21 protein-coding genes are annotated in these 23,349 nt (G+C 69.0%); 12 read left to right on the top strand and 9 right to left on the bottom strand.

Annotated features, from left to right (window positions below; genetic code table 11):
- The first annotated feature begins 112 nt into the window (after positions 1–112).
- Positions 113–3,883: a multifunctional oxoglutarate decarboxylase/oxoglutarate dehydrogenase thiamine pyrophosphate-binding subunit/dihydrolipoyllysine-residue succinyltransferase subunit gene (locus tag PSS76_RS09935; RefSeq protein WP_013415411.1), complete on the top strand. Its 3,771-nt coding sequence runs from the start codon at positions 113–115 to the stop codon at positions 3,881–3,883.
- A gap of 168 nt (positions 3,884–4,051) precedes the next feature.
- Here the strand turns inward: PSS76_RS09935 and PSS76_RS09940 are convergent, their stop codons facing one another.
- The gene (locus PSS76_RS09940; RefSeq protein WP_005514426.1) at positions 4,052–4,663 is read right to left on the bottom strand and encodes a TetR/AcrR family transcriptional regulator; all 612 of its coding nucleotides are present in this window, start codon (positions 4,661–4,663) and stop codon (positions 4,052–4,054) included.
- Between the two features lie 71 nt (positions 4,664–4,734).
- Here PSS76_RS09940 and PSS76_RS09945 point away from each other — a divergent pair, with 71 nt between their 5' ends.
- Genes PSS76_RS09945 through PSS76_RS09955 form a run of 3 tightly spaced genes read left to right on the top strand, consistent with a single transcriptional unit; the run spans position 4,735 to position 8,098 of the window.
- Positions 4,735–6,321, top strand: coding sequence for a flavin-containing monooxygenase (locus PSS76_RS09945; RefSeq protein ID WP_005514427.1), 1,587 nt, complete (start codon positions 4,735–4,737; stop codon positions 6,319–6,321).
- Complete coding sequence (locus tag PSS76_RS09950; protein ID WP_013415409.1) at positions 6,318–7,148, top strand: SDR family NAD(P)-dependent oxidoreductase; 831 nt, start codon at positions 6,318–6,320, stop codon at positions 7,146–7,148. The genes PSS76_RS09945 and PSS76_RS09950 overlap by 4 nt, the downstream gene beginning before the upstream one ends.
- Before the next feature lie 14 nt (positions 7,149–7,162).
- The gene (locus tag PSS76_RS09955) at positions 7,163–8,098 is read left to right on the top strand and encodes an alpha/beta hydrolase (protein WP_337456159.1); all 936 of its coding nucleotides are present in this window, start codon (positions 7,163–7,165) and stop codon (positions 8,096–8,098) included.
- Here PSS76_RS09955 and PSS76_RS09960 read toward each other — a convergent pair.
- The gene (locus tag PSS76_RS09960; RefSeq protein ID WP_013415407.1) at positions 8,057–8,983 is read right to left on the bottom strand and encodes an ABC transporter substrate-binding protein; all 927 of its coding nucleotides are present in this window, start codon (positions 8,981–8,983) and stop codon (positions 8,057–8,059) included. The two genes, PSS76_RS09955 and PSS76_RS09960, sit on opposite strands and share 42 nt — an antisense overlap.
- A gap of 188 nt (positions 8,984–9,171) precedes the next feature.
- Between PSS76_RS09960 and PSS76_RS09965 the strand changes: the two genes are divergently transcribed.
- Genes PSS76_RS09965 through PSS76_RS09980 form a run of 4 tightly spaced genes read left to right on the top strand, consistent with a single transcriptional unit; the run spans position 9,172 to position 12,638 of the window.
- Positions 9,172–10,119: an ABC transporter substrate-binding protein gene (locus PSS76_RS09965; RefSeq protein ID WP_005514432.1), complete on the top strand. Its 948-nt coding sequence runs from the start codon at positions 9,172–9,174 to the stop codon at positions 10,117–10,119.
- Complete coding sequence (locus PSS76_RS09970) at positions 10,116–11,237, top strand: ABC transporter ATP-binding protein (protein ID WP_013415406.1); 1,122 nt, start codon at positions 10,116–10,118, stop codon at positions 11,235–11,237. Before PSS76_RS09965 ends, PSS76_RS09970 begins: the two co-directional genes overlap by 4 nt.
- 4 nt (positions 11,238–11,241) lie before the next feature.
- Positions 11,242–11,931: an ABC transporter permease gene (locus PSS76_RS09975; RefSeq protein ID WP_064058095.1), complete on the top strand. Its 690-nt coding sequence runs from the start codon at positions 11,242–11,244 to the stop codon at positions 11,929–11,931.
- Entirely contained in the window at positions 11,931–12,638 is a 708-nt protein-coding gene (locus PSS76_RS09980) for an ABC transporter permease (RefSeq protein WP_005514435.1), read from the top strand. The genes PSS76_RS09975 and PSS76_RS09980 overlap by 1 nt, the downstream gene beginning before the upstream one ends.
- Here PSS76_RS09980 and PSS76_RS09985 read toward each other — a convergent pair.
- The 5 genes from PSS76_RS09985 to PSS76_RS10005 form a co-directional block, all read right to left on the bottom strand.
- Positions 12,601–13,476 (bottom strand): alpha/beta fold hydrolase, encoded by an 876-nt coding sequence (locus PSS76_RS09985; RefSeq protein WP_337456160.1) that lies wholly within the window; start codon positions 13,474–13,476, stop codon positions 12,601–12,603. The two genes, PSS76_RS09980 and PSS76_RS09985, sit on opposite strands and share 38 nt — an antisense overlap.
- A gap of 113 nt (positions 13,477–13,589) precedes the next feature.
- Positions 13,590–14,780, bottom strand: a complete 1,191-nt coding sequence (locus PSS76_RS09990) for an NAD(P)-dependent malic enzyme (protein WP_013415403.1) — start codon at positions 14,778–14,780, stop codon at positions 13,590–13,592.
- 345 nt (positions 14,781–15,125) lie between these two features.
- Positions 15,126–15,446, bottom strand: a complete 321-nt coding sequence (locus PSS76_RS09995; protein ID WP_081185684.1) for a hypothetical protein — start codon at positions 15,444–15,446, stop codon at positions 15,126–15,128.
- Complete coding sequence (locus PSS76_RS10000; protein ID WP_005514441.1) at positions 15,443–16,339, bottom strand: PHP domain-containing protein; 897 nt, start codon at positions 16,337–16,339, stop codon at positions 15,443–15,445. Before PSS76_RS10000 ends, PSS76_RS09995 begins: the two co-directional genes overlap by 4 nt.
- Positions 16,340–16,460: 121 nt before the next feature.
- Positions 16,461–17,048: a suppressor of fused domain protein gene (locus PSS76_RS10005; RefSeq protein WP_337456161.1), complete on the bottom strand. Its 588-nt coding sequence runs from the start codon at positions 17,046–17,048 to the stop codon at positions 16,461–16,463.
- Positions 17,049–17,229: 181 nt separating this feature from the next.
- Here PSS76_RS10005 and PSS76_RS10010 point away from each other — a divergent pair, with 181 nt between their 5' ends.
- Positions 17,230–18,720, top strand: coding sequence for an MFS transporter (locus tag PSS76_RS10010; RefSeq protein WP_337456162.1), 1,491 nt, complete (start codon positions 17,230–17,232; stop codon positions 18,718–18,720).
- On the opposite strand, the gene PSS76_RS10015 is transcribed toward PSS76_RS10010, so the two are convergent.
- Both PSS76_RS10015 and PSS76_RS10020 read right to left on the bottom strand, forming a co-directional pair.
- The gene (locus PSS76_RS10015; RefSeq protein ID WP_064058073.1) at positions 18,651–19,139 is read right to left on the bottom strand and encodes a YflT domain-containing protein; all 489 of its coding nucleotides are present in this window, start codon (positions 19,137–19,139) and stop codon (positions 18,651–18,653) included. The genes PSS76_RS10010 and PSS76_RS10015 overlap by 70 nt on opposite strands.
- Before the next feature lie 98 nt (positions 19,140–19,237).
- The gene (locus PSS76_RS10020) at positions 19,238–20,197 is read right to left on the bottom strand and encodes an HpcH/HpaI aldolase/citrate lyase family protein (protein WP_337456163.1); all 960 of its coding nucleotides are present in this window, start codon (positions 20,195–20,197) and stop codon (positions 19,238–19,240) included.
- 55 nt (positions 20,198–20,252) lie between these two features.
- Here PSS76_RS10020 and PSS76_RS10025 point away from each other — a divergent pair, with 55 nt between their 5' ends.
- The 3 genes from PSS76_RS10025 (at position 20,253) to PSS76_RS10035 (ending at position 23,343) form a co-directional block, all read left to right on the top strand.
- The gene (locus tag PSS76_RS10025) at positions 20,253–21,527 is read left to right on the top strand and encodes a magnesium transporter MgtE N-terminal domain-containing protein (protein ID WP_005514447.1); all 1,275 of its coding nucleotides are present in this window, start codon (positions 20,253–20,255) and stop codon (positions 21,525–21,527) included.
- A complete protein-coding gene (locus PSS76_RS10030) occupies positions 21,520–22,059 on the top strand; it encodes a DUF1003 domain-containing protein (protein ID WP_069856068.1) in 540 nt (179 codons plus the stop codon). Before PSS76_RS10025 ends, PSS76_RS10030 begins: the two co-directional genes overlap by 8 nt.
- Before the next feature lie 174 nt (positions 22,060–22,233).
- Positions 22,234–23,343: a lytic transglycosylase domain-containing protein gene (locus PSS76_RS10035; protein WP_081185694.1), complete on the top strand. Its 1,110-nt coding sequence runs from the start codon at positions 22,234–22,236 to the stop codon at positions 23,341–23,343.
- Positions 23,344–23,349: the final 6 nt, after the last annotated feature.

Consider the following 23,349-nt stretch of genomic DNA (forward strand, 5'->3'; position numbering starts at 1 on the left):
GACAGCCGACACGCGGCGGACCGGATGGCCGAGCCCGACGCGCGGAGGCTAGCCTCATGTGTATAGGCGCTCTGATCGGGTACCGAAGAAAGAAACGAGGCGAACACCTGCCGTGAGCAGCAGCTCTACTTCCCAGTTCGGACAGAACCAGTGGTTGGTTGACGAGATGTACCAACGCTTCCAGGATGATCCCTCATCCGTGGACGCGAGTTGGCACGAGTTTCTGACGGATTACTCGCCCGACGCGGCGAATGCCGCCGGGAACGGTGAGGCGCTCAACGGCGCCGGTGATGTCGCCACCAAGGCCGCGAACGGGGCCACCGCCCCCGCACCGGCTGCTGCAGCTCCCGCCGCACCGGCACCCGCTGCGCCCCCGGCCGCGCCTGCCGCTCCGGCACCCAAGCCCGCCGCCGCCCCGGCGCCCAAGGCTGCGGCACCGAAGGCCCCGGCCCCGAAGGCTGCGGCACCCAAGCCCGCCGCGGCTGCTCCCGCGGAGACCTCCACGCAGGACACCAACCAGGTCCTGCGCGGTGCGGCCGCCACCGTGGCCCGCAACATGTCCGCCTCGCTGACCATCCCGACGGCCACCAGTGTTCGCGCCGTCCCGGCCAAGTTGATGTTCGACAACCGCATCGTCATCAACAACCACCTCGCCCGTACCCGTGGCGGCAAGGTCTCCTTCACCCACATCCTCGGCTACGCGATCGTGCAGGCGGTCAAGTCGTTCCCGAACATGAATCGGCACTTCGCCGAGATCGACGGCAAGCCGAACGTCGTCACCCCGGCGAGCACCAACCTGGGTCTGGCCATCGACCTGCCGGGCAAGAACGGCAGCCGTTCGCTGGTCGTCGCAGCCATCAAGGGCTGCGAGTCGATGAACTTCGTGCAGTTCTACGGCGCCTACGAGGACATCGTCCGGCGTGCGCGCGACGGCAAGCTCACTGCCGAGGACTTCTCCGGTGTCACGATCTCGCTGACCAACCCGGGCGGCATCGGCACCGTGCACTCCGTGCCGCGCCTGATGCAGGGCCAGGGCGCCATCATCGGCGCCGGCGCGATGGAGTACCCGGCCGAGTTCCAGGGTGCCAGCGACGAGCGCATCGCGGAGATGGGCGTCGGCAAGCTCATGACGCTGACCTCCACCTACGATCACCGGATCATCCAGGGCGCCGAGTCCGGCGACTTCCTGCGCACGATCCACAACCTGCTGATCAGCGACGAGTTCTACGACGAGGTCTTCCACTCGCTGCACATTCCTTACGAGCCGGTCCGCTGGCGCAAGGACGTGCCGGAGGGCGCCGTCGACAAGAGCACCCGCGTGCTCGAGATGATCGCCGCGTACCGCAACCGTGGCCACCTGATGGCCGACACGGATCCGCTGCAGTTCGTCAAGGACAAGTTCCGCAGCCACCCGGACCTCGACGTCACGAGCCACGGCCTGACGCTGTGGGACCTCGATCGCGAGTTCAACGTCGGTGGTTTCCACGGCAAGTCGCGGATGAAGCTGCGCGACGTCCTGTCGATCCTGCGCGACGCGTACGCCCGCCACATCGGCGTCGAGTACACGCACATCCTCGAGCCGGAGCAGCAGGCATGGCTGCAGGAGCGGGTCGAGGCTCCGCACGTCAAGCCGACGGTGGCGCAGCAGAAGTACATCCTGAGCAAGCTCAATGCCGCCGAGGCGTTCGAGACGTTCCTGCAGACCAAGTACGTCGGCCAGAAGCGCTTCTCGCTCGAGGGTGCCGAGTCCGTCATCCCGATGATGGACGCGATCATCGACCAGGCAGCCGAGCACAAGCTCGACGAGGTTGTCATCGGCATGCCGCACCGTGGTCGCCTGAACGTCCTGGCGAACATCGTCGGCAAGCCCTACTCGAAGATCTTCACCGAGTTCGAGGGCAACATGAACCCGGCGGCCGCGCACGGCTCCGGCGACGTGAAGTACCACCTGGGCGCCGAGGGCACCTACATCCAGATGTTCGGCGAGAACGACATCAAGGTCTCGCTCACCGCGAACCCGTCGCACCTGGAAGCGGTCGACCCGGTCCTCGAGGGCCTCGTCCGCGCGAAGCAGGACCTGCTGGACAAGGGCCAGGACGGCTTCACCGTCATGCCGCTGATGCTGCACGGTGACGCGGCGTTCGCTGGTCAGGGTGTCGTGGCCGAGACGCTGAACCTGGCGCTGCTGCGCGGCTACCGCACGGGCGGCACCGTGCACGTGGTCGTCAACAACCAGGTCGGCTTCACCACCGCCCCGGAGCACTCGCGTTCGTCCGAGTACTGCACCGACGTCGCGAAGATGATCGGCGCGCCGATCTTCCACGTCAACGGCGACGACCCCGAGGCCTGTGTCTGGGTTGCCCAGCTGGCCGTCGACTTCCGCGAGAAGTTCGGCAAGGACGTCGTCATCGACCTCATCTGCTACCGCCGTCGCGGTCACAACGAGGGCGACGACCCGTCGATGACGCAGCCGGCGATGTACGACCTGATCGACACCAAGCGCAGCGTTCGCAAGAGCTACACCGAGGCGCTGATCGGCCGCGGCGACATCTCGCTCAAGGAGGCCGAGGACGCGCTGCGCGACTACCAGGGCCAGCTGGAGCGGGTGTTCAACGAGGTTCGTGAGCTCGAGAAGTTCAAGCCGGAACCGTCGGAGTCGGTCGAGCTCGACCAGACCCCGCCTGCCCGCCTGACCACGGCTGTCGATGCCGCGACGCTCGCCCGTATCGGCGACGCGTTCGTCAACGTGCCCGACGGCTTCACGGTGCACCCGCGCGTCAAGCCGGTCATCGAGAAGCGCAAGGAGATGTCCCGCGAGGGCCACATCGACTGGGCGTTCGCCGAGCTCCTCGCGTTCGGTTCGCTGGCCGAGCAGGGCGCCCTGGTGCGCCTGGCCGGTCAGGACTCGCGCCGCGGCACGTTCACGCAGCGCCATTCGGTGCTCATCGACCGCAAGACCGGCGACGAGTACAACCCCATCGCGGAGCTCGCGACGGCAGCCGACAACGGCGGCAAGTTCATGGTGTACGACTCGGCGCTCACCGAGTTCGCGGGCCTGGGCTTCGAGTACGGCTACTCGGTCGGCAACCCCGACGCCCTCGTGCTGTGGGAGGCGCAGTTCGGCGACTTCGTCAACGGCGCGCAGACCATCATCGACGAGTTCATCTCGTCCGGTGAGGCCAAGTGGGGTCAGCTGTCCGACGTCGTGCTGCTGCTGCCGCACGGCCACGAAGGCCAGGGCCCGGACCACACGTCGGGCCGCATCGAGCGGTTCCTGCAGCTGTGCGCCGAGGGCTCGATGACGGTTGCCATGCCGTCGACCCCGGCCAGCTACTTCCACCTGCTGCGTCGTCACCACCTCGACGGCATCCGCCGTCCGCTCGTGGTGTTCACGCCGAAGTCGATGCTGCGCAACAAGGCTGCGGTCAGCAACCTCGAGGACTTCACCACCGGCAAGTTCCGGTCGGTGTTCGAGGAGCCGTCGTACGAGTCCGAGGGCGCCGACCGCTCCAAGGTCAAGCGCGTGCTGCTGACCTCGGGCAAGATCTACTGGGAGCTGCTCGCCAAGAAGCAGAAGGAGAACCGCGACGACGTCGCGATCGTCCGGATCGAGCAGCTGTACCCGATCCCGCGCCGCCGCATCGCGGAGACGCTGGACCGCTACCCGAACGTCAGCGAGTTCTTCTGGGTCCAGGAGGAGCCGGCGAACCAGGGTGCGTGGCCGTTCCTCGGCCTGGCTCTGCCGGAGCTGCTCCCCGAGCGGCTCGCGGGCATCAAGCGCGTCTCCCGTCGCGCGATGTCGGCACCGTCCTCCGGCTCGAGCAAGGTTCACGCCGTCGAGCAGCAGGAGATCATCGAGACCGCGTTCTCGCCGACGAAGTGATCCCGCTGATCGGCTGACCAGCCGAACACGACACCGGCCCGTCCACTTTCCGAGTGGGCGGGCCGGTGTCGTTCTCTGCCCCGTATCGGGCGTCCCCGCGATAAGTGCGCAAAACGCGAGACCGAGCCGGCGTGCCCCCGCGATAAGTGCGCAAAACGCGGGGCAGGGTCAGCCGCCGAGAAGGGCCTTCGCGGCGCCGGCGCTGAGGGCCACCGCGGGCAAGGCGGTGACAAGTAGTTCGATCAGTTCGTCCCGGGGGATTTCGGGTCCTCGCAGCCACGTGATCGTGGCCTCCTCGACGAACGCGATCCACCCCCGCACCGACAGGGCGATGCGGGCGTCGGGCTCGATTCCGAGACTCGGCAGTTGTTCGACGACGCGTCGCGCCATCTCGGCTCGGGTGCTCTCGAACACCTCGCGCATCGCCGGATCACCACTCGCGGTCCCCCGCAGCAGCGACACGTACGTGTCACGGTTCTCGGAGACGTAGTCGACGTACGCAGCCATGACGTCGCGCAGCATGTCGATGACCGGGAGCTCGAGGTTCGGCGCGGTGCGCGCCAGCATCTCGGCACTGGAGTGGCGCACGATGGCGACATGGAAGTCGTGCTTGGACGCGAAGTAATGGAACAGCAGACCACGGGACACGCCGGCCTGGTCGGCGATGTCCTCGACGGAGATCTGTTCGAGCGGCCGGTCGGCCAGCATCCGGACACCGAGGTCGATGAGCTGGGCACGCCGTTCCTCCGGGCTCAGGCGTACTCGTTTGACGGCATCCATGGACCACACCTTACTGAATTGCAGTCAGTAAGCTATTGACTGCTGATCAACAAGCTCCTACGCTCCCATACATGAGTCTTCCAGTCACAGATACTTCCGCCCGGGCCGCGTCCCCGCGCCAGGTCGACACCCTGATCATCGGCAGCGGCTTCGCAGGCCTCGGCGCTGCTATCAAGCTGGTCCAGGAGGGCAAGCACGACTTCCTGGTACTCGAGCGCGGCAACGACGTCGGCGGCACGTGGCGCGACAACACGTACCCGGGTGCCGCGTGCGACGTCCCGTCCCACCTGTACTCGTACTCGTTCGCACTCAATCCCGAGTGGACGCGTTCGTTCTCGCCGCAGCCGGAGATCCAGAACTACATCGCTTCGGTGGCTCGCAAGCACAACGTGCTCGACAAGCACATCTTCGGGTGCGAGGTGCAGTCCGCTCATTGGAACGCGGAGACTGCGCACTGGGATGTGCAGACGTCGAAGGGCAACTTCGTCGCGAAGATCGTCGTCGCCGCTGTCGGCGCCCTGTGCGAGCCGTCGCTGCCGGACATCGCGGGCATCGAGGGCTTCGAGGGCGAGATCTTCCACTCCGCGCAGTGGAATCACGACGCCGACCTGAACGGCAAGCGGATCGCGGTGATCGGCACCGGGGCGTCGGCCATCCAGATCGTGCCGCAGCTGGCGGCCAAGGCCGCGCAGCTCGACGTCTACCAGCGGACCGCGCCGTGGATCCTGCCGCGGGCCGACCGCGAGTACACCAAGGCCGAGCACCTTGCGTTCAAGTACATTCCGGGATTCCAGAAGCTGTGTCGCACCGGCATCTACTGGATGCGTGAGACTCAGGTGGTCGGTCTGGCGAAGGCGCCGATCTTCATGAAGCCGTTGCAGTTCGCTGCCGAACGGCACCTGCGCCGGCAGATCAAGGACCGGGAACTGCGCCGTAAGGTGACCCCGAACTTCCAGATCGGCTGCAAGCGCATGCTGATCTCCAACAACTACTACCCCGCCCTCGCGCAGCCGAACGTCGACGTCGTCACCGACGGCATCGCCGAGGTGCGCAAGAACTCCGTCGTCGACCGAAACGGGGTCGAGCGTGAGGTCGACGCGATCGTCGTCGCCACCGGCTTCCACGTCACCGACTCCCCCACGTTCGCCGGCATCTTCGGCAAGGACGGCCGGTCCCTCGCGCAGACGTTCGACGAGGGCGGCCAGCAGGGTTACAAGGGGTCGGCGATCGCGAACTTCCCCAACATGTTCTTCCTCGTCGGTCCCAACACCGGTCTGGGCCACAGCTCGATGGTCTTCATGATCGAGTCGCAGCTCAACTACGTGGTCGACGCGATCAAGGTGATCGAGCGCTACGACATCGGCACCATCGAGGTCCGCAAGGACGCGCAGGACGCGTACAACCGCGAACTGCAGGCCAAGCTCTCGAAGAGTGTGTGGAACAACGGCGGTTGCGCCAGTTGGTATCTCGACAAGCACGGCAACAACACCACGCTGTGGCCGGGCTTCACGTTCGAATTCCGCAACATGACCAAGCAGTTCGATCTCGGGGCGTACCGCAGCGTGACGACCGGCGATCTGCCGGCCACGACGACGGTCGCGGACCGCATCGACACCGAACTGACCGATCTCGACGACGACAAGGTGGCGGCACAGTGAGCGAGTTCGCAGGAAAGGTCTGCGTCATCACCGGCGCAGGCTCGGGAATCGGCCGGGCCCTCGCCCTGAACCTGGCCGGCCAGGGCGCGAAACTTGCGCTCTCCGACATGGATTCGGTGGGACTGGCCGAAACCGTTCGACAGGTGGAGGCACTCGGCGCCGACGTCAAGTCCGATCATCTCGATGTCACGCAGCGCGAGGCGGTGCTCTCCTACGCCGACGCCGTGGTGGCCCACTTCGGCAAGGTGAACCAGGTGTACAACAACGCCGGCATCGCCTTCCACGGCGAGGTGGAGCGCTCGGAGTTCAAGGACATCGAGCGGATCATGGACGTCGACTTCTGGGGAGTCGTCAACGGCACCAAGGCATTCCTGCCGCACGTCATCGCGTCGGGCGACGGGCACATCGTGAACGTCTCGAGCCTGTTCGGCCTGCTGTCCATTCCGGGTCAGAGTGCCTACAACGCCGCGAAGTTCGCGGTGCGTGGGTTCACCGAGTCGCTCCGGCAGGAGATGCTGATCGCGAAGCACCCGGTGAAGGTCACGTGTGTCCACCCCGGCGGTATCAAGACCGCGATCGCACGCAACGCCACGATGCCCGACGGTGACGACCAGGCGACGTTCGCGCAGTTCTTCGACAGGCGCCTCGCCCGCACGACACCCGAGGAGGCCGCGAAGACGATCACCACCGGTGTCCGTAAAGGCAAGCCGCGGGTGCTGATCGGTGCGGACGCGAAGTTCCTCGACGCGTGGGTGCGAATCGTCGGCCCGAGCTACCAGCGGGTGGTCGCGACGGTCACGTCCCGCGTGCTGCCCAAGTCGAAGTAGCGGAGGTATCCACGGTGCGTGCGGTCCGCCTTCCCCTGCCCGTCGTCGAAGCGAGCATCAGGCCGTTCTACCGACTCGCGCTCGACGCGCGTCTCCCGGTCCGGGTACAGCGGGCGCTGTTGGACCTCGCCGCACCGATCCAGACCCTGCCCGACGGGACGGTCGTCGAGAGGACCACTCTCGCCGGCCGTCCCGCCGAGCGGATCACCGTCGGCGCCACCGAGCGGCGGCACGCGGTGCTGTATCTGCACGGCGGGGCGTACACCATCGGATCGCTCGGCACCCACCGTTCGCTCGCCGCGTACCTGGCACGCGAATCCGCCTCGGCCGTCTACACCCTCGACTACCGGCTGGCCCCGGAGCATCCGTTTCCGGCCGCTCTCGACGATGCCGTGGCGGCGTTCACCGAGTTGGTCACCGACCACGGGTTCACGGCCGACCGGGTGGCGGTCGCCGGCGATTCGGCGGGCGGCGGGTTGGCGCTCGCGACGGCCCGCCGGTTGATCGACACTCGGGGCCTGTCCCCGGCCGCACTGGCGCTCATCTCGCCGTGGGTCGATCCGGGTTCGCGCGAGGCCCCGTTCGATCGCGACACCGTGGTGAACACCGCGTGGGCCCACTCGTCCGCCGGGGCCTACCTGGGCGGCGGCGACCCGGCCGATCCGGGCTACGCGCCACTGCACGGCGATCCCGCGGGGCTGCCACCCACCGCGGTCCACGTCGGCACGGCCGAGGTCCTCTACCCGCAGATCGTCGAGTCGGCCGCGCGCCTACGCGCGGCGGGGAACCGTCTCCACTACGTGGAGTACCCACGCCTGTGGCACGTCGCGCACCTGCAGGCGTCGTTGCTCGGGGAAGCCGCGGACGCCGTGGCCGACCTCGGCGGCTTCCTCCGCGGGGCTTTCGATTCAGGCGTGCTCTTCGAGCCAGACGCCGGCGGCGTCGGCTGACGAGATCTCGCCGTCACGCACTCGCGCCGCCATCGCGGTCAGGTCGTCGGTGCTCAGTTGCAGGACCACGCTCAGACTTCGGACGTCGTCCGCGGTCAGCACACCGCTCCGGAAGAGCGGGATCACGTTCTGGGCCGTGAACGCGCCCTCGTCGTCGGTGAGCACGACCAACTCGTCCTGCGCGATCACCGGGTCGGCCGCGGTGGTCCCGCGCACCGGAGATGCCCCGACGACGGCCAGTTCGCGGGTGGCACCGGCCGGCGATCGGGTGGGCACCACCTCGGCGAACGTGCACCCGTACCGCGCCTGCAGCCGGTCGAGAGCGCCCGCGTCGGAAGCGAAGTCGTCGGACGCGTGGAGTGAGAGCGTCGAGCACCGGGGTGCGAGGTCGGCAACCGAACTCGCGCCCCACGACTCCGCCTGCTGCTCGGTCAGCACGAGCGCCGACCGGTCGTCGGCGGGGGCGTACTCGGACACCGAAAGACCCTGCGGCAAGGACCTGCTGAGGGCGTCGTACACGTCCTCGGCCTCGGTGGCGTCCGCCGTCGGGTCGAAGCGGTGCAGCAACCGCCCGGTGTGCTCGGGCACGAGCGAGACGCGGTCGGCGTCCAGCGCGGCCAGGCGGTCCGCCTGGTCGCCCAGGCCCAGGACGAGTTCCGTGGACCGACCGCTCGCGCCGAGGGCACCCGCGTACAGACGGGCGACGAGTTCGCTCTCCACCGTGTCGGCCGCGCCGATCACCACCGTGGGAGCGGTGGGACCGCCCGTCCGGCTGCTCGTGTCGACCCCGCACGCCGTGGCGATCACGACTGCGGGAACCACCGTCAGCCAGGCCGCGAGACCTGCCGCACGCCCGAGGATGCCCCCATTTCCGTTCGGTGCCACCGTGTCCCTCTCCGATCGACGTCTCGTGCGACCCCGGCATCGTCGTGCCGTGCGGTTGTCGTACCTATCGTTACACTGAGTTCGCGCACCATCACGAGCGGTCGACAGATCCGGCTTGCTTCACCGCGCGGCGACCGTTCTCCGGGGATTGCGGGGTGGCGTCACGCCGGATCCGATGGAAGGACGACATGAAGGTTTCCCGGATTCGCACGCGCCGCCGTTTGGGCACGGGGCTGATCGCCCTGCTCGCACTGTCCCTCGCCGCGTGCGGTGGAGATCCCCTGGACAGCGGCGGATCGGGCGGCGACACCGACGCGATCGTCGTCGGATCGGCGAACTTCCCGGAATCGGAGACCGTCGCGTTCGTCTACGCCGAGGCGCTGCAGGCCAACGGGTTCGACGTGCAGACCCGAATGAACATCGGCTCGCGCGAGGTGTACATCCCGGCACTGCGCGACGGATCGCTCACGCTGATCCCCGACTACACCGGGAACCTGCTCGAGTACATCGATTCCGCGTCGACGGCGACCACGGCCGCGGAGATCGACGCGGCGCTGCCGGCTGCGTTGGCGCCGGATCTCGCGATCACGACACCCGCACCGGCCGAGGACAAGGATGCCGTGGTCGTCACCCGGGAGACGGCCGAGAAGTGGAACCTGACGTCCATCGCCGACCTCGCGGCGCACTCCGCCGAGGTGACGTTCGCGGCTCCGGCCGAGTTCCAGGAACGGTCGGTCGGGCTGCCCGGACTGCGTGAGAACTACGGTCTCGACATCGCGCCGGCCAACTTCGTGCCGATCGGCGACGGCGGTGGACCCGCAACCGTCAAGGCACTCACGTCCGGGCAGGTGACGGCCGCGAACATCTTCACGACCTCCCCCGCGATCGAGGCGAACGACCTTGTCGTGCTCACCGATCCCGCGAACAACTTCCCCGCGCAGAACGTCGTTCCGCTGATGCGGGCATCGGCGAAGACCGACCAACTCTCGCGTGTCCTCGACGCGGTGTCCGCCAAGCTCACCACCGAGGAACTCGTCGACCTCAACGACGCAGTGTCCGGCGACAGCAAGACCGAACCGCAGGCCGCCGCGAAGCAGTGGGTGGCACGACAGGGCCTGGACACCCCCGTCTCGTGATCTCCTTCTCCGCTGTCTCCAAGCGTTTTCCGGACGGCACGGTGGCCGTCGACGGACTGGATCTGAAGATCGACGCCGGATCGTTCACGGTCTTCGTCGGCCCGTCCGGCTGCGGCAAGACCACGTCGATGCGGATGATCAACCGGATGGTCGTGCCCACCGCGGGCACCGTGACCGTCGACGGCCGCGACGTCGCGACCACGGATGTCGTCGAACTGCGGCGCAGCATCGGGTACGTCATCCAGGGCGGCGGTCTGCTGCCGCACCGCACCGTCGTCGACAACGTGGCGACGGTGCCCGTCCTGCGGGGGCAGTCCCGCCGTGCCGCCCGACGCGCGGCGCTGGACGTGCTCGATCGGGTGGGGCTCGACCGCGCGCTGGCGAACCGCTATCCGGCGCAGCTGTCGGGTGGCCAACAGCAGCGGGTGGGGGTGGCGCGGGCGCTCGCGGCGGACCCGCCGATCCTCCTGATGGACGAGCCTTTCAGCGCGGTCGATCCGGTGGTGCGCGCCGAACTGCAGTCCGAGATGCAGCGGCTGCAGGCCGAACTGCGCAAGACGATCGTGTTCGTCACCCACGACATCGACGAGGCCGTCCGGCTCGGCGACAGGGTCGCAGTGTTCGGCCCGCACGGCCGGCTGCAACAGTACGACGCCCCGGCCACCGTACTGTCGGCTCCCGCAACCGATTTCGTCGCCGATTTCGTCGGCCGTGACCGTGGCTATCGCGGGCTCTCCTTCCGAAGCGCGGATTCGGTTCCGCTGCACGAGATCCGCCGCCTCCGCGAATCCGAGGTGCCCGCCGCGACTCTCGCTCCCGGCGACTGGGCGCTCGTCGTCACCGATGCCGGACACCCCCAGGGGTGGATCGATGCCGCCGGTCTGGACGCCGTCCGGGCCGGTCGGCCGATCGCGGATGCGTCGGCGGCGGGTGGGTCGCTGTTCACGATGGGCACCGATCTGCGGCAGGCGCTGGACGCGGCGATCTCGTCGCCGTCGGGGACAGGTGTCGCGGTCGACGCCTCCGGGGCGGTGGCCGGTGGCATCGATGCGGCCGACGTCGTCGCCCTGCTCGCCGAGCAGCGACGCACCGAGGATCGCCTCCGGAACGACCGGTGACGGCGTGCGCTACCTGACCGAGAACTTCTCGTACGTGCTGGAACTGACGCGCGAGCACCTGAGCTTGGCCCTGCTCCCGCTGCTGCTGGGACTCGTGATCGCGATACCGCTCGGCACCGCGGTCCGGCGCGTGCGATGGCTGCGGCGCACGACGCTCGTGATCGCGAGCGTTGCATTCACGATCCCGTCGCTCGCGCTGTTCGTCACGGTGCCCACCGTGGTCGGACTGCCGATCCTCGATCCCGCGAACGTGGTGATCGCGCTGACCGTGTACTCGACCGCGCTGCTGGTCCGCGCGGTACCGGAGGCGCTCGACGCGGTGCCGGAGGACGTCGTGGACTCCGCCACCGCGATGGGGTTCACCCCGCTGCGCCGGGCGCTGACCGTCGAACTGCCCCTCGCCCTGCCGGTACTCCTCGCGAACGTTCGCGTCGTCGCGGTCACCAACATCTCGCTGGTGTCGGTGGGCGCGCTCATCGGCGTCGGCGGACTCGGTGAGCTGTTCACGAAGGGCTACCAGCGGGACTACCCGGAGCAGATCGTCGCCGGCATCGTCGCGATCGTCGTGCTGGCGTTGCTGTTCGATGCCGCGCTGTACCTCGCCGGCCGGTTCCTGACGCCGTGGCAGCGCGGCGGCACCCGTCGGACCCGGTCGCGGCGCGCGACCGTCGAACTGTCGGAGGGCCCGGCCTGATGTTCACCAGTGCGTGGGACTACCTCGTCGACCCGGCGAACTGGCAGGGTCCGACGGGCATCGGCGCCCGAATCCTCCAGCACCTCTGGTACAGCCTGCTGGCGGTCGCGGGGGCGGCCGTGATCGCCGTGCCGATCGGGTTGGCGATCGGGCACTTCCGCCGCGGCGAGATCGTGGTCGTGGGCGCCGTGAACGCGCTGCGGTCGCTGCCGACGCTCGGTGTGCTGACGCTCCTGGTCCTGCTGCTCGGCCTGGGTCTGGTCCCCCCGATCCTCGCACTGGTGCTGCTCGGCATCCCGCCCCTGCTCGCGGGGGCCTACGCGGGCGTCGCGAACGTGGATCGACAGGTGGTCGATGCCGCCGAGGCGATGGGGATGACGACGCGGCAGGTGCTGCTGCGCGTGGAGGTCCCCAACGCGCTGCCGTTGATCCTCGGCGGGTTGCGCAGCGCGACACTGCAGGTGATCGCGACCGCGACCGTGGCGGCCTACGTCAACCTCGGTGGACTCGGCCGGTACATCTTCGACGGCCTCGCGCTGCGCAGCTACGACCGGGTACTGGTCGGTGCGCTCCTGGTCGCGGCCCTGGCCCTGATCGTCGACGGTCTGCTCGCCGCCGCAGTGTGGGCTTCGGTGCCCGGCACCGGACGCCTGCGCCGCCCGGCGGCGATCACGTCGTCGCCAGGAACTTCAGAATCGTCGAGTTGACCTCGTCGGGCCGCTCCAGTTGCAGGAAGTGGCCGGCCCCGGAGACGACGTGCGCCTCGCTTCCCGGTGGCAGCCCGGATCCGACCCGCGCCGCGAGACGCGGGTCGAGGCACCCGTCGCGGTCGCCGTGGAGGTAGAGCGTCGGGACGATCGGTGAGCGCATCTCCGCGCCCACCCACCGGCGGTAGCGGACAGGGGGACGAGGTAGCGGCCGAGCCATGGTGCGGTAGTAGCCGATCACGGCGCGCCGGTGTGCCGGATCGGCCATGGCCTCCATCACGGCGGGTAGATCGTCCGACGCGTCGTAGCCGGGTGACCAGTCCGCCCACAGGCGCGGAACAATCCGGCCCGCCAACTTCTCGGGCAGCACCGGCAGTTGGTTGAACAGGATGTACCAGCTGTTGCGGAGCTGACGGGGCAGCGCGGGCAGCACCGCCGGGGTGCGCAGCGCGGGAAACGGTGGCACCGAGAGCGCCACAGCGGCGACGAACGGGCTGTCGGGGTGTGCGGCGAGCGCGTTGGCGGTGATCGCACCCCAGTCGTGGCCGATCAGTACCGCGTCGACTTCCCCTCCCGCGCGGTCGTGGACGGCCACCGCGTCGTCCATCAGGGCGGCGACGTGCCCGCTGCCGTCCGCGGGGATCTCGGACGGTGCGTACCCGCGTGTGAAGGGGGCGACCACCCGCCAGCCGGCGTCGGCCAGGACCGGTCCCAGGTGCCGCCAAGTGTGGGCCGTGTCCGGGAAACCGTGCAGCAGGACCGCGAGCCGGCCCGTCGCAGGGCCCCACGTCAGTGCCCGCAGCCGGACCGCGTCGAGCTCGAGGGTGATCTCACGCATGCCGACCATCCTGGACGAGGCGGCCCGCGTGCGCACCCGATCCGGCGACATCACGCGTCAGGGCCCCGCCGCAGTCGCGGCGGGGCCCTGTTCACGCGTCGAGCGGTGCGTCGTCAGGCGACGCCCTCGTCCTTGGCCGCCTGCGCGACTGCAGCAGCCACGGCCGGCGCGACCCGCGGGTCCAGCGGGCTCGGCACGATCTTGTCGACCGCGAGCTCGTCCCCGAGCACCGACAGGATCGCCTCGGCGGCGGCGAGCTTCATGCCCTCGGTGATCCGGCGGGCACCGGCGTCCAGGGCGCCCTTGAAGACGCCCGGGAACGCGAGCACGTTGTTGATCTGGTTCGGGAAGTCGCTGCGACCCGTCGCGACGATCGCCGCGTACTTGGCGGCGATGTCGGGGTGGATCTCCGGGTCCGGGTTCGACATCGCGAAGATGATCGACTCGGGCGCCATCGTCGCGATGATCTCCTCGGGCACGGTTCCGGCAGAGACCCCGAGGAACACGTCTGCGCCGTCGAGCGCCTCGACCAGGCCGCCGCTGCGGCCGGCCGGGTTGGTGCGGGCCGCGAGATCGGCCTTGATCTCGCCCAGGTCCTCGCGATCGGAGGACACGATGCCCTTCGAGTCGAGAACGGTGACGTCGGCGATGCCCGCAGCGAGCAGGATGTTGGCGCACGCGACACCGGCCGCGCCGGCCCCGGAGATCACGACGCGCAGCGCGGTGATGTCACGGTTCTGGACCTTGGCCGCACCGCGCAGCGCGGCGAGCGCGACGATCGCGGTGCCGTGCTGGTCGTCGTGCATGACCGGGCAGTCGAGGGCCTCGATGACGCGGCGCTCGATTTCGAAGCAGCGCGGAGCCGAGATGTCCTCGAGGTTCACTGCGCCGAAACTCGGGCGCAGTCGCACGAGGGTCTCGACGATCTCGTCGGGGTCCTTGGTGTCCAGAACCAGCGGGATCGAGTTGAGGCCCGCGAAGTTCTTGAACAGGGCCGACTTGCCCTCCATCACCGGCAGCGACGCGCGGGGGCCGATGTCCCCGAGGCCGAGGACCGCGGTGCCGTCACTCACGACCACGACGAGACGGTTGGTCCACGTGTAGCGATCGGCCAGCGTCTCGTCGGCGTGAATTGCGCGGCTCACCTGCGCAACGCCGGGCGTGTACGCGATCGACAGCGCACGCTGGGAATCGAGCGGGGCGGTGGTCTCGACCGAGAGCTTGCCACCGATGTGGCCCGCGAAAATTTCCTCGTCGGTTATTTCGACCTTTGGCGTAACGGAAGCTTCAGACACAGGGGACACGATGACACTCCTCTTGAGACCAGACTCACTCGGGTCCTGGTTACTGAGAAGTAACCGAGTCGTGGAGGTGAAAACGACGCGGCACTTGACGAACGCAGGATTGATCGGTTGCAGCTACCGGAACGCGCGATCGTTGCACTGCTAGCCGGAGCGTGATGGCGCCGGGCGGGGTGGGCCCTGGCACAAGTTCTTGCCACCTGAAGAACTCCGAGAAGGGCGGTAGCACCCACGCGGAGTGCAATGATTCTGCACCATCGGAAGGCCGGAATCAAATCTGCCAGAACGGTCACGATCTCACGGAAACAGGCCTCTACCTGTGAGGATGCGTCGGCCCACGACGAACGGTCAGGACCACCACTGGGTCCACAGCAACAGGCCGGTGAGCGCGAGGATCAGTCCCGAGGCCAGGACGGAGGCGGCGCCCCGGCGCCGGTCGGCGAAGATCTGCAGGCCGACGGCGAGCACGCTCACCACCACATGCGCCGCGATCGACTCCGCGCCGGGACCCGGGAAATCCCGGTTCGTGGCGAGGTATGCCGCGACGATCACGACGACGGTCAGCACGACGACACCGCCGGAGACGACACCGGACAGTCCGCGCAGCATCCTCGCGACCCACGGATCACGCGGGCGGCGACGGACGGAACCGAGGTTCTCGTAGGTCATCGACGCGCTCCGTCGGTCGCGGGGACGTCCGTGACCGCGTCGCCGGTCAGCACCGGGACGCCGGTCGCGCGGGCGACGATCTCCTCGAGCGCCTCCGGTGCGGTCGTGTGCTGCCCCAGGGCGATCGTCTTGTTCTTTCCGTGGTAGTCCGAGGACCCGGTGGCGACGAGGTCGAGTTCGGCGGCCAGGGAGCGCAGCAGGGCCGTGTCGGCCGCCCCGTGATCGGGATGATCGACTTCGAGTCCGCCGAGCCCGTGCTCGGCGAGTTCCCGGATGTGTTCGAGATCGAGGAGTCGGCCGCGGGCACGCGCGCGGGCGTGGGCGATCACACTGACACCGCCCGCGTCGGCGACCATCTCGACGGCCCGCTCGAGCGGGGTGTCGGACTTCTCCACGTAGTACGGGCTGCGTGTGGAGAGCAGATCGGTGAAGGCGTCTCCGACAGTGTCCACGACGCCGGCCCGGACCAGCGCCCGCGCCAGGTGCGGACGGCCCACCGCGGGCCCGGCGTCCGCGAGAATCGCCTCCGGATCGATCGGCAGGCCCGCGGCGGCCATCCGGACCGCCATCGCCCGCAGCCGGGTCACCCGCTCGTCGCGCAGACGTTCACGCTCGACGGCGAACTCCTGCGACTCGGGATCGAACAGGTACGCGAGCAGGTGCACCGCGACGGGCCGGCCGTCCTCGCCGCGCCCCTCGCACGACATCTCCATTCCGCGCACCAGTCGCAGCCCGGACGGCAGCGCGGCCGCGGCTTCCTTCCAGCCGGCCGTGGTGTCGTGATCGGTGATCGCGAGCACGTCCACGCCCGAGGCGGCAGCCTTCCGCACCAACTCCGCCGGGGAGTCGGTGCCGTCCGAAGCGGTCGAGTGTGTGTGGAGATCGATACGCACCGAACCAGTGTGTCAGGTTCGCTCCGGCGACGCCGCGCGCCCGCGGTAGCAGTGATCGACCCCCGACGCTTTCGGTTGGCCCGCAACCGAATCGGACATCACCGCACCGACCGGGACGGCGTCAGAGCGCGGCGGCCCCACGACCGGGGTCGCGGACGTCGATGCCCGCCTCCGTCCACGCCTCGCGCAGCGCTGCGGCTCCCTTCAGACGGACCCACGCCGTCTCGGTGCCGGTGAGGGGCACCACCTCGAGGAACTGCACGGGGTCCAGCGGTTCGGGCAACTCGAGGTCCGGGATGTCGCTCTCGCCGAGCAGCACAGCGGTGAAGGGCACGCCCTTCCACAGCGGTTCCCCGAGGTCGATCAGCCCGTCCGGGCGCAGTACCACTCCCTCGACGGCAGGCGCGGCCGCGAGCACCGCCAGCGTCCGATGCACGCCTGAGGCGACGCCCGCGCCCCCGACCAGGCTCAGGACGATTTCTGCCCGTGGACCGCGGGTGGGGTCCGCGATCATGTCGCTCGGATCGCCCATCGGGTGCCGGGAGCACCCCAGGCTGACGTACCGGACGGGCGCGTCGCCGGTGCCCGGATAGCGCAGGACGTCGACGGGTTCCAGACCCAGGAAGGTCACCGACGCCGCCGTGGGCTCGGGACCGCCGATGTGCTGGTCGAGATGGGAACGCACGGCCGAGACAACGCTGTCAGTCACACACCCATCTAACACCGGCGGCGCAGCCGTCTCACCGACGCCTCGAACGCGCTTGCGCGCGAGGTCTTTCGGCCCCGTCTCCCGGCCACAGGGAACGCGACTGTACTTCGGGACGCGGAGCCACTAGTTAAATGAGGTAAACAATTTTGCAGGAGTTACCTTGTCTCGCCCCGATAGGCGCGTGCCCCGCACGGGCACGTCCGGAACGCTGCTCACCGCGGCGCTCTGCTTCGTCATCCTCGTCGTGTCCGTCCAGCAGACGGTCGTGCTCCCGCTGTCCGGGGTCATCAGCCGTCAGCTGGACATCGGCACCACCGCCGTGGGATGGACCCTCACCGCCGGATTCCTCGCCGCCGCCGTCATGACTCCCGTCGCCGGGCGCATGGCCGACCTGCGCAGCAAGAGGACGGTGCTCCTCGCGGTGCTCGGCATCGTCCTCGCCGGATCGGTGGTCGCGGCTGTGACCGAGTCACTGCCACTGCTGATCGTCGCCCGGGTCCTGCAGGGCGTGTCGTTCGCGGCGTTCCCGGTGAGCCTCGCGATCGTGCGCGAGGAACTGGCGCCCGGCAAGCTTGCGTCCGCGATGGGCCTGCTGTCCGGCACACTCGGTTTCGGCGGCGCCGTCGGCATGGTCCTCACCGGACTCGTCGTTCCCGACGGCGCGGACTACCGCCACGCCTTCTGGCTCGCGACCGCCCTGACGGTCGTCGCGATCGTCCTGGTGATCGCCGTCGTCCCCGCACGCGCGAATCCCGCGAGCGGTCGCGTGGACTGGCCCGGCGCGGTACTCCTCGGCATCGGACTCGTGCTGATCCTGCTGCCGCTCTCGGAGGCCAACGCTTGGGGTTGGGCGTCGGCCCGCACGCTCGGCTGCGCGAGCGCGGGCATCGTGGTGCTCGGGTGCTGGTTCGTCCTCGAGCGCCGCATCGCCCATCCGCTGGTGCCGACCGAGATGCTGACGCACCGCCCGGTGCTGTTCACCCACCTCGCGGGGCTGCTGGTGGGCGCCGGCATGTTCGTGAACATCACGACGCTCACGTATTTCGTCCAGACGTCGCGCGAGAACACCGGCTACGGGTTCGGCGCGAACCCCATGGAGTCGGGGCTGGTCTACATCCTCCCGGGCGCGACGGTGGGCGTCGTCGCGTCGATCTGCTCGGGCGCCCTCATCACTCGCTTCGGCGCACGCACCGTGATGACGGCCTCGGGGGGCCTGGGTGTGATCGGCTTCGGATCTCTCGCCGTCGCGCACGACGCTTCGTGGCAGGTGATCGTGGGATCGATGGTGGCGTCGGCCTTCACGAGCCTCGCGTACGCCGCGATGCCGGCACTTCTCGTGGCCGAGGTGAGCAGCGAGAACACCGGAGTCGCGAACAGCGTCAACTCGATCGCCCGCACCGCTGGTAGTTCCGTCGCGAGCGCTCTGCTGGCAACGCTGCTCGCGAGCCTCACGATCGGCGACACCACGTTCGCCCGGGTGGACGCCTACCTGATCGCGTTCGGGTTCGGTGTGGTGTGCGCGGTCGTGTCGACCGTGCTGGTCCACGTCGGCGGCGGAGGCCGACGCCCCACGGGCCTGCGGGACGAGATCCCCGCGCCCGATCAGAGTGCGAGCTTGGCCAGCATGTCGCGGGCCGACTCCGCCGTCTTGGGATCGCAGAGCACGTCGTAGCGGCCGGCCACCAGTTGCATCGTCGACGAGAAGTCGCGTGTGCCACGGGCTGCCGCGTACGGAATCGTGGTCGAGATCAGGCCGAAGACGATGCCGCCGAAGATGCCCACCAACAGCGGTCCGAGGAACTGACCGGTGAAGATCCCGAGCAGCAGACCGAAGAACACGCCCAGCCAGGCACCCGAAACGATGCCACCGCCAATGACTTTGGCCCAGGTGAGGCGTCCGAGCACGCGCTCGACCTGCATGAGGTCGACGCCGACGATCGTGACGTCCTCGACCGAGAACTGTTGATCCGACAGGTAGTCCACCGCACGCTGCGCCTCGGCGTAGGTGGGGTACGAGCCGATGGGCCAGCCGGTGGGCGGGGTCGGCAATCCGCGCCCCTGTCGGTTCGGCTGCGAGAGTGGATTCGTCATCGTCTTCGTCTCTCCTGCTCGGGCGTGCGGTATGTCCGATTTCTACCGGTGGCCGGTCCTTGATATCAATTGTGCCCGCACCGCTGGCCGGACGCCCCCTAGTCGGACGGGGGCGTGAACGTCGACGTCCGGGTCATACCCGCGGCGCGCCCCTTGGCCGAGATGACCAAGGCCATCTTGCGACTCGCCTCGTCGATCATCTCGTCGCCGAGCATCACCGCCCCGCGGGCGCCACCGGCGGCGGAGGTGTGGAACTCGTACGCGTCGAGGATCAACTCGGCCTGGTCGAAGTCCTCCTGACGCGGGCTGAACACCTCGTTGGCCGCATCGATCTGGGAGGGGTGCAGCACCCACTTGCCGTCGAACCCGAGCGCGGCGGTGCGCTGCGCCGACCGCCGGAACGCCTCGACGTCTCGGATGGCGAGGTACGGGCCGTCGATCGCCTGCAGATCGTGCGCCCGGGCCGCCATCAGGATGCTCATCAGGATGTGGTGGTAGGCGTCGCCGCGGTCGTAGCCGTCGGGCTGTTCGCCGACGACCAGGGTGCGCATGTTGATGCTGGCCATGAAGTCCGCCGGGCCGAAGACGAGGGTCTGCACGCGCGGGCTCGCCGCCGCGATCGCGTTGATGTTCGTGAGCCCGATCGCGTTCTCGATCTGCGGCTCGATCCCGATCCGGCCGACCTCGAGGCCGTTGGCCTTCTCGATCTGGGTGAGCAGGAGATCCAGCGCCTGAACGTGACTCGCGTCCGGCACCTTCGGCAGCAGCACGGCGTCGAGATAGGCGCCAGCCCCGCCCACGACGGTTGCGATGTCGGCGTGCGTCCACTCGGTGGTCCAGTCGTTGACCCGCACCACCTTGAGCTGGTCGCCCCACCCGTCCTCGCCCAGGGCGTCCACGATCCGGGCCCGCGCCTCGGCTTTGGCGATCGGCGCCACCGCGTCCTCGAGGTCGAGGAAGATCGCGTCCGCCGGAAGACCCTTCGCCTTGTCGATCATCTTGCGGCTGGATCCCGGGACAGCGAGAACCGACCGACGCGGCCTGAAGCGAGAAGTCATGACCGGCGGCCTCCGAATTCAGTGGATATCCCAATGAGGATTTAGCCTTTTCATCATGGCAGCTGTGAACAAGGTATTCGCAGCCAGGCTCGCCGGCCTGGTGGTTCTCGGACCCGACGGCGAGTCGATCGGTCGTGTGCGCGACGTCGTGCTCACCATCCGAATAGGCAGACAGCCGCCGCGAGTGCTGGGTCTCGTCATCGAGATGTTCACGCGCAAGCGCATTTTCGTTCCCATGCTCCGCGTCACCGCGATCGAGCCGGCGTCGGTGACCCTCAAGACCGGCAACGTCAGTCTGCGCCGGTTCGACCAGCGTCCCACCGAGATCCTCGCGCTCGCCCAGGTACTCGATTCGCGGGTCCGCATCGACGATCCGGAGGTCACCGAGGCCATCGGCACCGAGGCCGTCATCGTCGACCTCGGCATCGAACTCACCCGCACCCGCGACTGGGTGGTGTCCCGGGTGGCGGTGCGTGCCCAGCGGGGCCGGCTCGGCCGGCGCTCGGCGATCCACGTCGTCGACTGGCAGCACGTTCACGGATTGACCCCCACCGCGCTGTCGATGCCGGGTCAGGGCGTCTCCCAGTTGCTGATGCAGTTCGAGGGCATGCGCGCCGCCGACGTCGCGCACGCGATGCGGGAACTGCCCGAGAAGCGACGGCACGAGGTGGCTCTCGCGCTCGACGACGAACGACTGGCGGACGTCGTCCAGGAATTGCCGGCGGACGACCAGACCGACCTGCTGCTGCACCTCGAGGTGGAACGCGCGGCCGACGTGCTCGAGGCGATGGACCCCGACGACGCCGCCGATCTGCTCGGTGAGTTGCCCGAGACCGACGCCGAGTCGTTGCTGCAGTTGATGGATCCCGAGGACTCCGAGCCGGTCCGGCGGCTACTCGAACACTCCCCCGACACGGCCGGCGGTCTCATGACCCCCGAGCCGGTGGTGCTGACGCCGTCGACGACGGTCGCCGAGGCCCTCGCCCGTGCCCGCAACGCCGATCTCACCCCGGCCCTCGCGAGCATGGTGTTCGTGGTGCGCCCGCCCACCGCGACGCCCACCGGTCGCTATCTGGGCTGTGTCCACCTGCAACGGTTGCTCCGAGAACCGCCCGCCAACCTGGTGGGGGGCGTCCTGGACGACGACCTGCCCCGCCTCGATCCGGAGGACTCGCTCGCGACCGTCACCCGGTTCTTCGCGACCTACAACCTCGTGTGCGCACCCGTCGTCGACGACGAGCACCACCTGCTCGGCGCGGTGACCGTCGACGACGTCCTCGACCACCTCCTGCCCACCGACTGGCGCGAGGAGGACCACAACCATGAGTGAGCTGAGCGGACGTCAGCGGCTCGAGACCCCTCGCGGTACCCGGGGTCTGCGATTCCACATCGACGTCGAGGCCGTGGGGCGGGTGAGCGAGAACATCGCCCGCTTCCTCGGCACGGGCCGCTACCTGCTGATCCAGACGGTGATCGTGATCGTGTGGGTGGCCCTCAACGTGTTCGCGGTCCGGTTGCAGTGGGATCCGTACCCGTTCATCCTCCTCAACCTGGCGTTCTCGACGCAGGCCGCGTACGCCGCACCGTTGATCCTGCTGGCCCAGAACCGGCAGGAGAACCGCGACCGGGTGTCACTCGAGGAGGACCGGGCACGCGCCGCCCAGACGAAGGCCGACACCGAGTTCCTGGCCCGCGAGCTCGCGGCCCTGCGGCTCGCGGTCGGCGAGGTCGCGACCCGCGACTACCTGCGCCGCGAGCTCGACGACATCCGCCAGATGCTGACCGACCTCGCCGAGCGGGAATCCGGACGCGACGAGGACGAGCCCAGGCCGACCACTCCCAAGCCGCGCAGCCGCAAGTAGCGGACCGGTGCCCCGACCTCCGTCGGCAAGCCGTGGCGAACGCTCGGCCCGTTCTCCGACACGACCCGTCACCAATATGTAACGTGTGTCACATCGATCGAGATGTAGCGGACGGCGACGCTCGGTCGTGCAACACGAGTGGATGCGGGTTTGCCGCAAGGAGGGGTCTGAAGAGTGCGTGTGCGTGGAATTCTCGGTACGTCGTCCCTCGTCCTCGCCGGAGTCGTGACCGCAGCGGCATCGATCGGAGGCGTTTTCGACACCTCGTCTCCGGAACCGGCGTCGCCGGCCGCGGCTGTGTCTTCGTCTTCGTCGCTCGCCACCACGACCGAGGCGCCGGCGGCGCAGGCCGCGATGGTCCCCACCGTCGGACTCGTTCCCGCCGCGCCCCGGCCCGAACGGCAGCTGCGCACCGCCAAACCGGCGCCGGCGCCCACGCTCCCGGACCCGACCGCGCTGCTCGCGGGAGCCGCGCCGCGGTCGGTGCCGGTCCCCGTGGTCGTCGGGCCGCTCGGCATCCCCGAGATCGTCCTCAACGCGTACCGATCGGCAGAGCTGGCGATGGCGGGCGCGCAACCCGGATGCGGCCTGCAGTGGAACCTCCTGGCAGGCATCGGCAAGATCGAATCCGGACACGCCGGCGGCGGCCAGACCGACGCCGCGGGCACCACGGTGACGCCGATCCTCGGTCCCACCCTCAACGGCCACCTGGCCGGCAACGAGATCATCACCGACACCGACCGCGGCGCACTCGACGGCGACCCGGTGCACGATCGGGCGGTGGGCCCGATGCAGTTCATCCCGAGTACCTGGGTGCGCTACGCGTCCGACGGCAACGGCGACGGCGTCGCCGACCCGAACAACGTCTTCGACGCGACGCTGTCGGCCGCGCGGTACCTGTGTGCGGGCGGATTGAATCTGAACGACCCGTCCCAGCTGACGCGCGCGGTGCTCCGCTACAACAACTCGTCGACGTACATGGCGAACGTGCTGTCGTGGTCGGCCGCCTACCGGACCGGTGGCACGCCGGCCCCCGCCGTTCCGGTCGCCCCGGCACCACCCGAGCGTTCCCCCGACACGGAGGCGGTGGCCGAGGCCGCACCGACGCCGGTTCCGTCGCCGACCGAGCCCACGACGACCCCGGCCGCACCACCCGCCGAGCAGCCGGGGGCGACCGTCCCCGCCCCCATGCCACTGCCGACCGTTCCGGGTCTGCCGCAGCTGCCCTGCCTCGTCTTCTGCTCACCGCCGGCACCCGCGCCGACGCCGGGGCCCGCCGCATAGTGGGTG

It is taken from the genome of Prescottella sp. D32, from assembly GCF_037287305.1.
Taxonomy (GTDB): Bacteria; Actinomycetota; Actinomycetes; order Mycobacteriales; family Mycobacteriaceae; genus Prescottella; species Prescottella equi.

What these genes read in the sequence shown, in the direction of transcription:
- PSS76_RS10015 (WP_064058073.1), bottom strand. Translation starts at nt 19,139, where the DNA reads ATGACGAATCCACTCTCGCAGCCGAACCGACAGGGGCGCGGATTGCCG.
- PSS76_RS09985 (WP_337456160.1), bottom strand. Translation starts at nt 13,476, where the DNA reads ATGCGTGAGATCACCCTCGAGCTCGACGCGGTCCGGCTGCGGGCACTG.
- PSS76_RS10030 (WP_069856068.1), top strand. Translation starts at nt 21,520, where the DNA reads ATGAGTGAGCTGAGCGGACGTCAGCGGCTCGAGACCCCTCGCGGTACC.
- PSS76_RS09965 (WP_005514432.1), top strand. Translation starts at nt 9,172, where the DNA reads ATGAAGGTTTCCCGGATTCGCACGCGCCGCCGTTTGGGCACGGGGCTG.
- PSS76_RS09980 (WP_005514435.1), top strand. Translation starts at nt 11,931, where the DNA reads ATGTTCACCAGTGCGTGGGACTACCTCGTCGACCCGGCGAACTGGCAG.
- PSS76_RS09940 (WP_005514426.1), bottom strand. Translation starts at nt 4,663, where the DNA reads ATGGATGCCGTCAAACGAGTACGCCTGAGCCCGGAGGAACGGCGTGCC.
- PSS76_RS10020 (WP_337456163.1), bottom strand. Translation starts at nt 20,197, where the DNA reads ATGACTTCTCGCTTCAGGCCGCGTCGGTCGGTTCTCGCTGTCCCGGGA.
- PSS76_RS10025 (WP_005514447.1), top strand. Translation starts at nt 20,253, where the DNA reads ATGGCAGCTGTGAACAAGGTATTCGCAGCCAGGCTCGCCGGCCTGGTG.
- PSS76_RS09945 (WP_005514427.1), top strand. Translation starts at nt 4,735, where the DNA reads ATGAGTCTTCCAGTCACAGATACTTCCGCCCGGGCCGCGTCCCCGCGC.
- PSS76_RS09995 (WP_081185684.1), bottom strand. Translation starts at nt 15,446, where the DNA reads ATGACCTACGAGAACCTCGGTTCCGTCCGTCGCCGCCCGCGTGATCCG.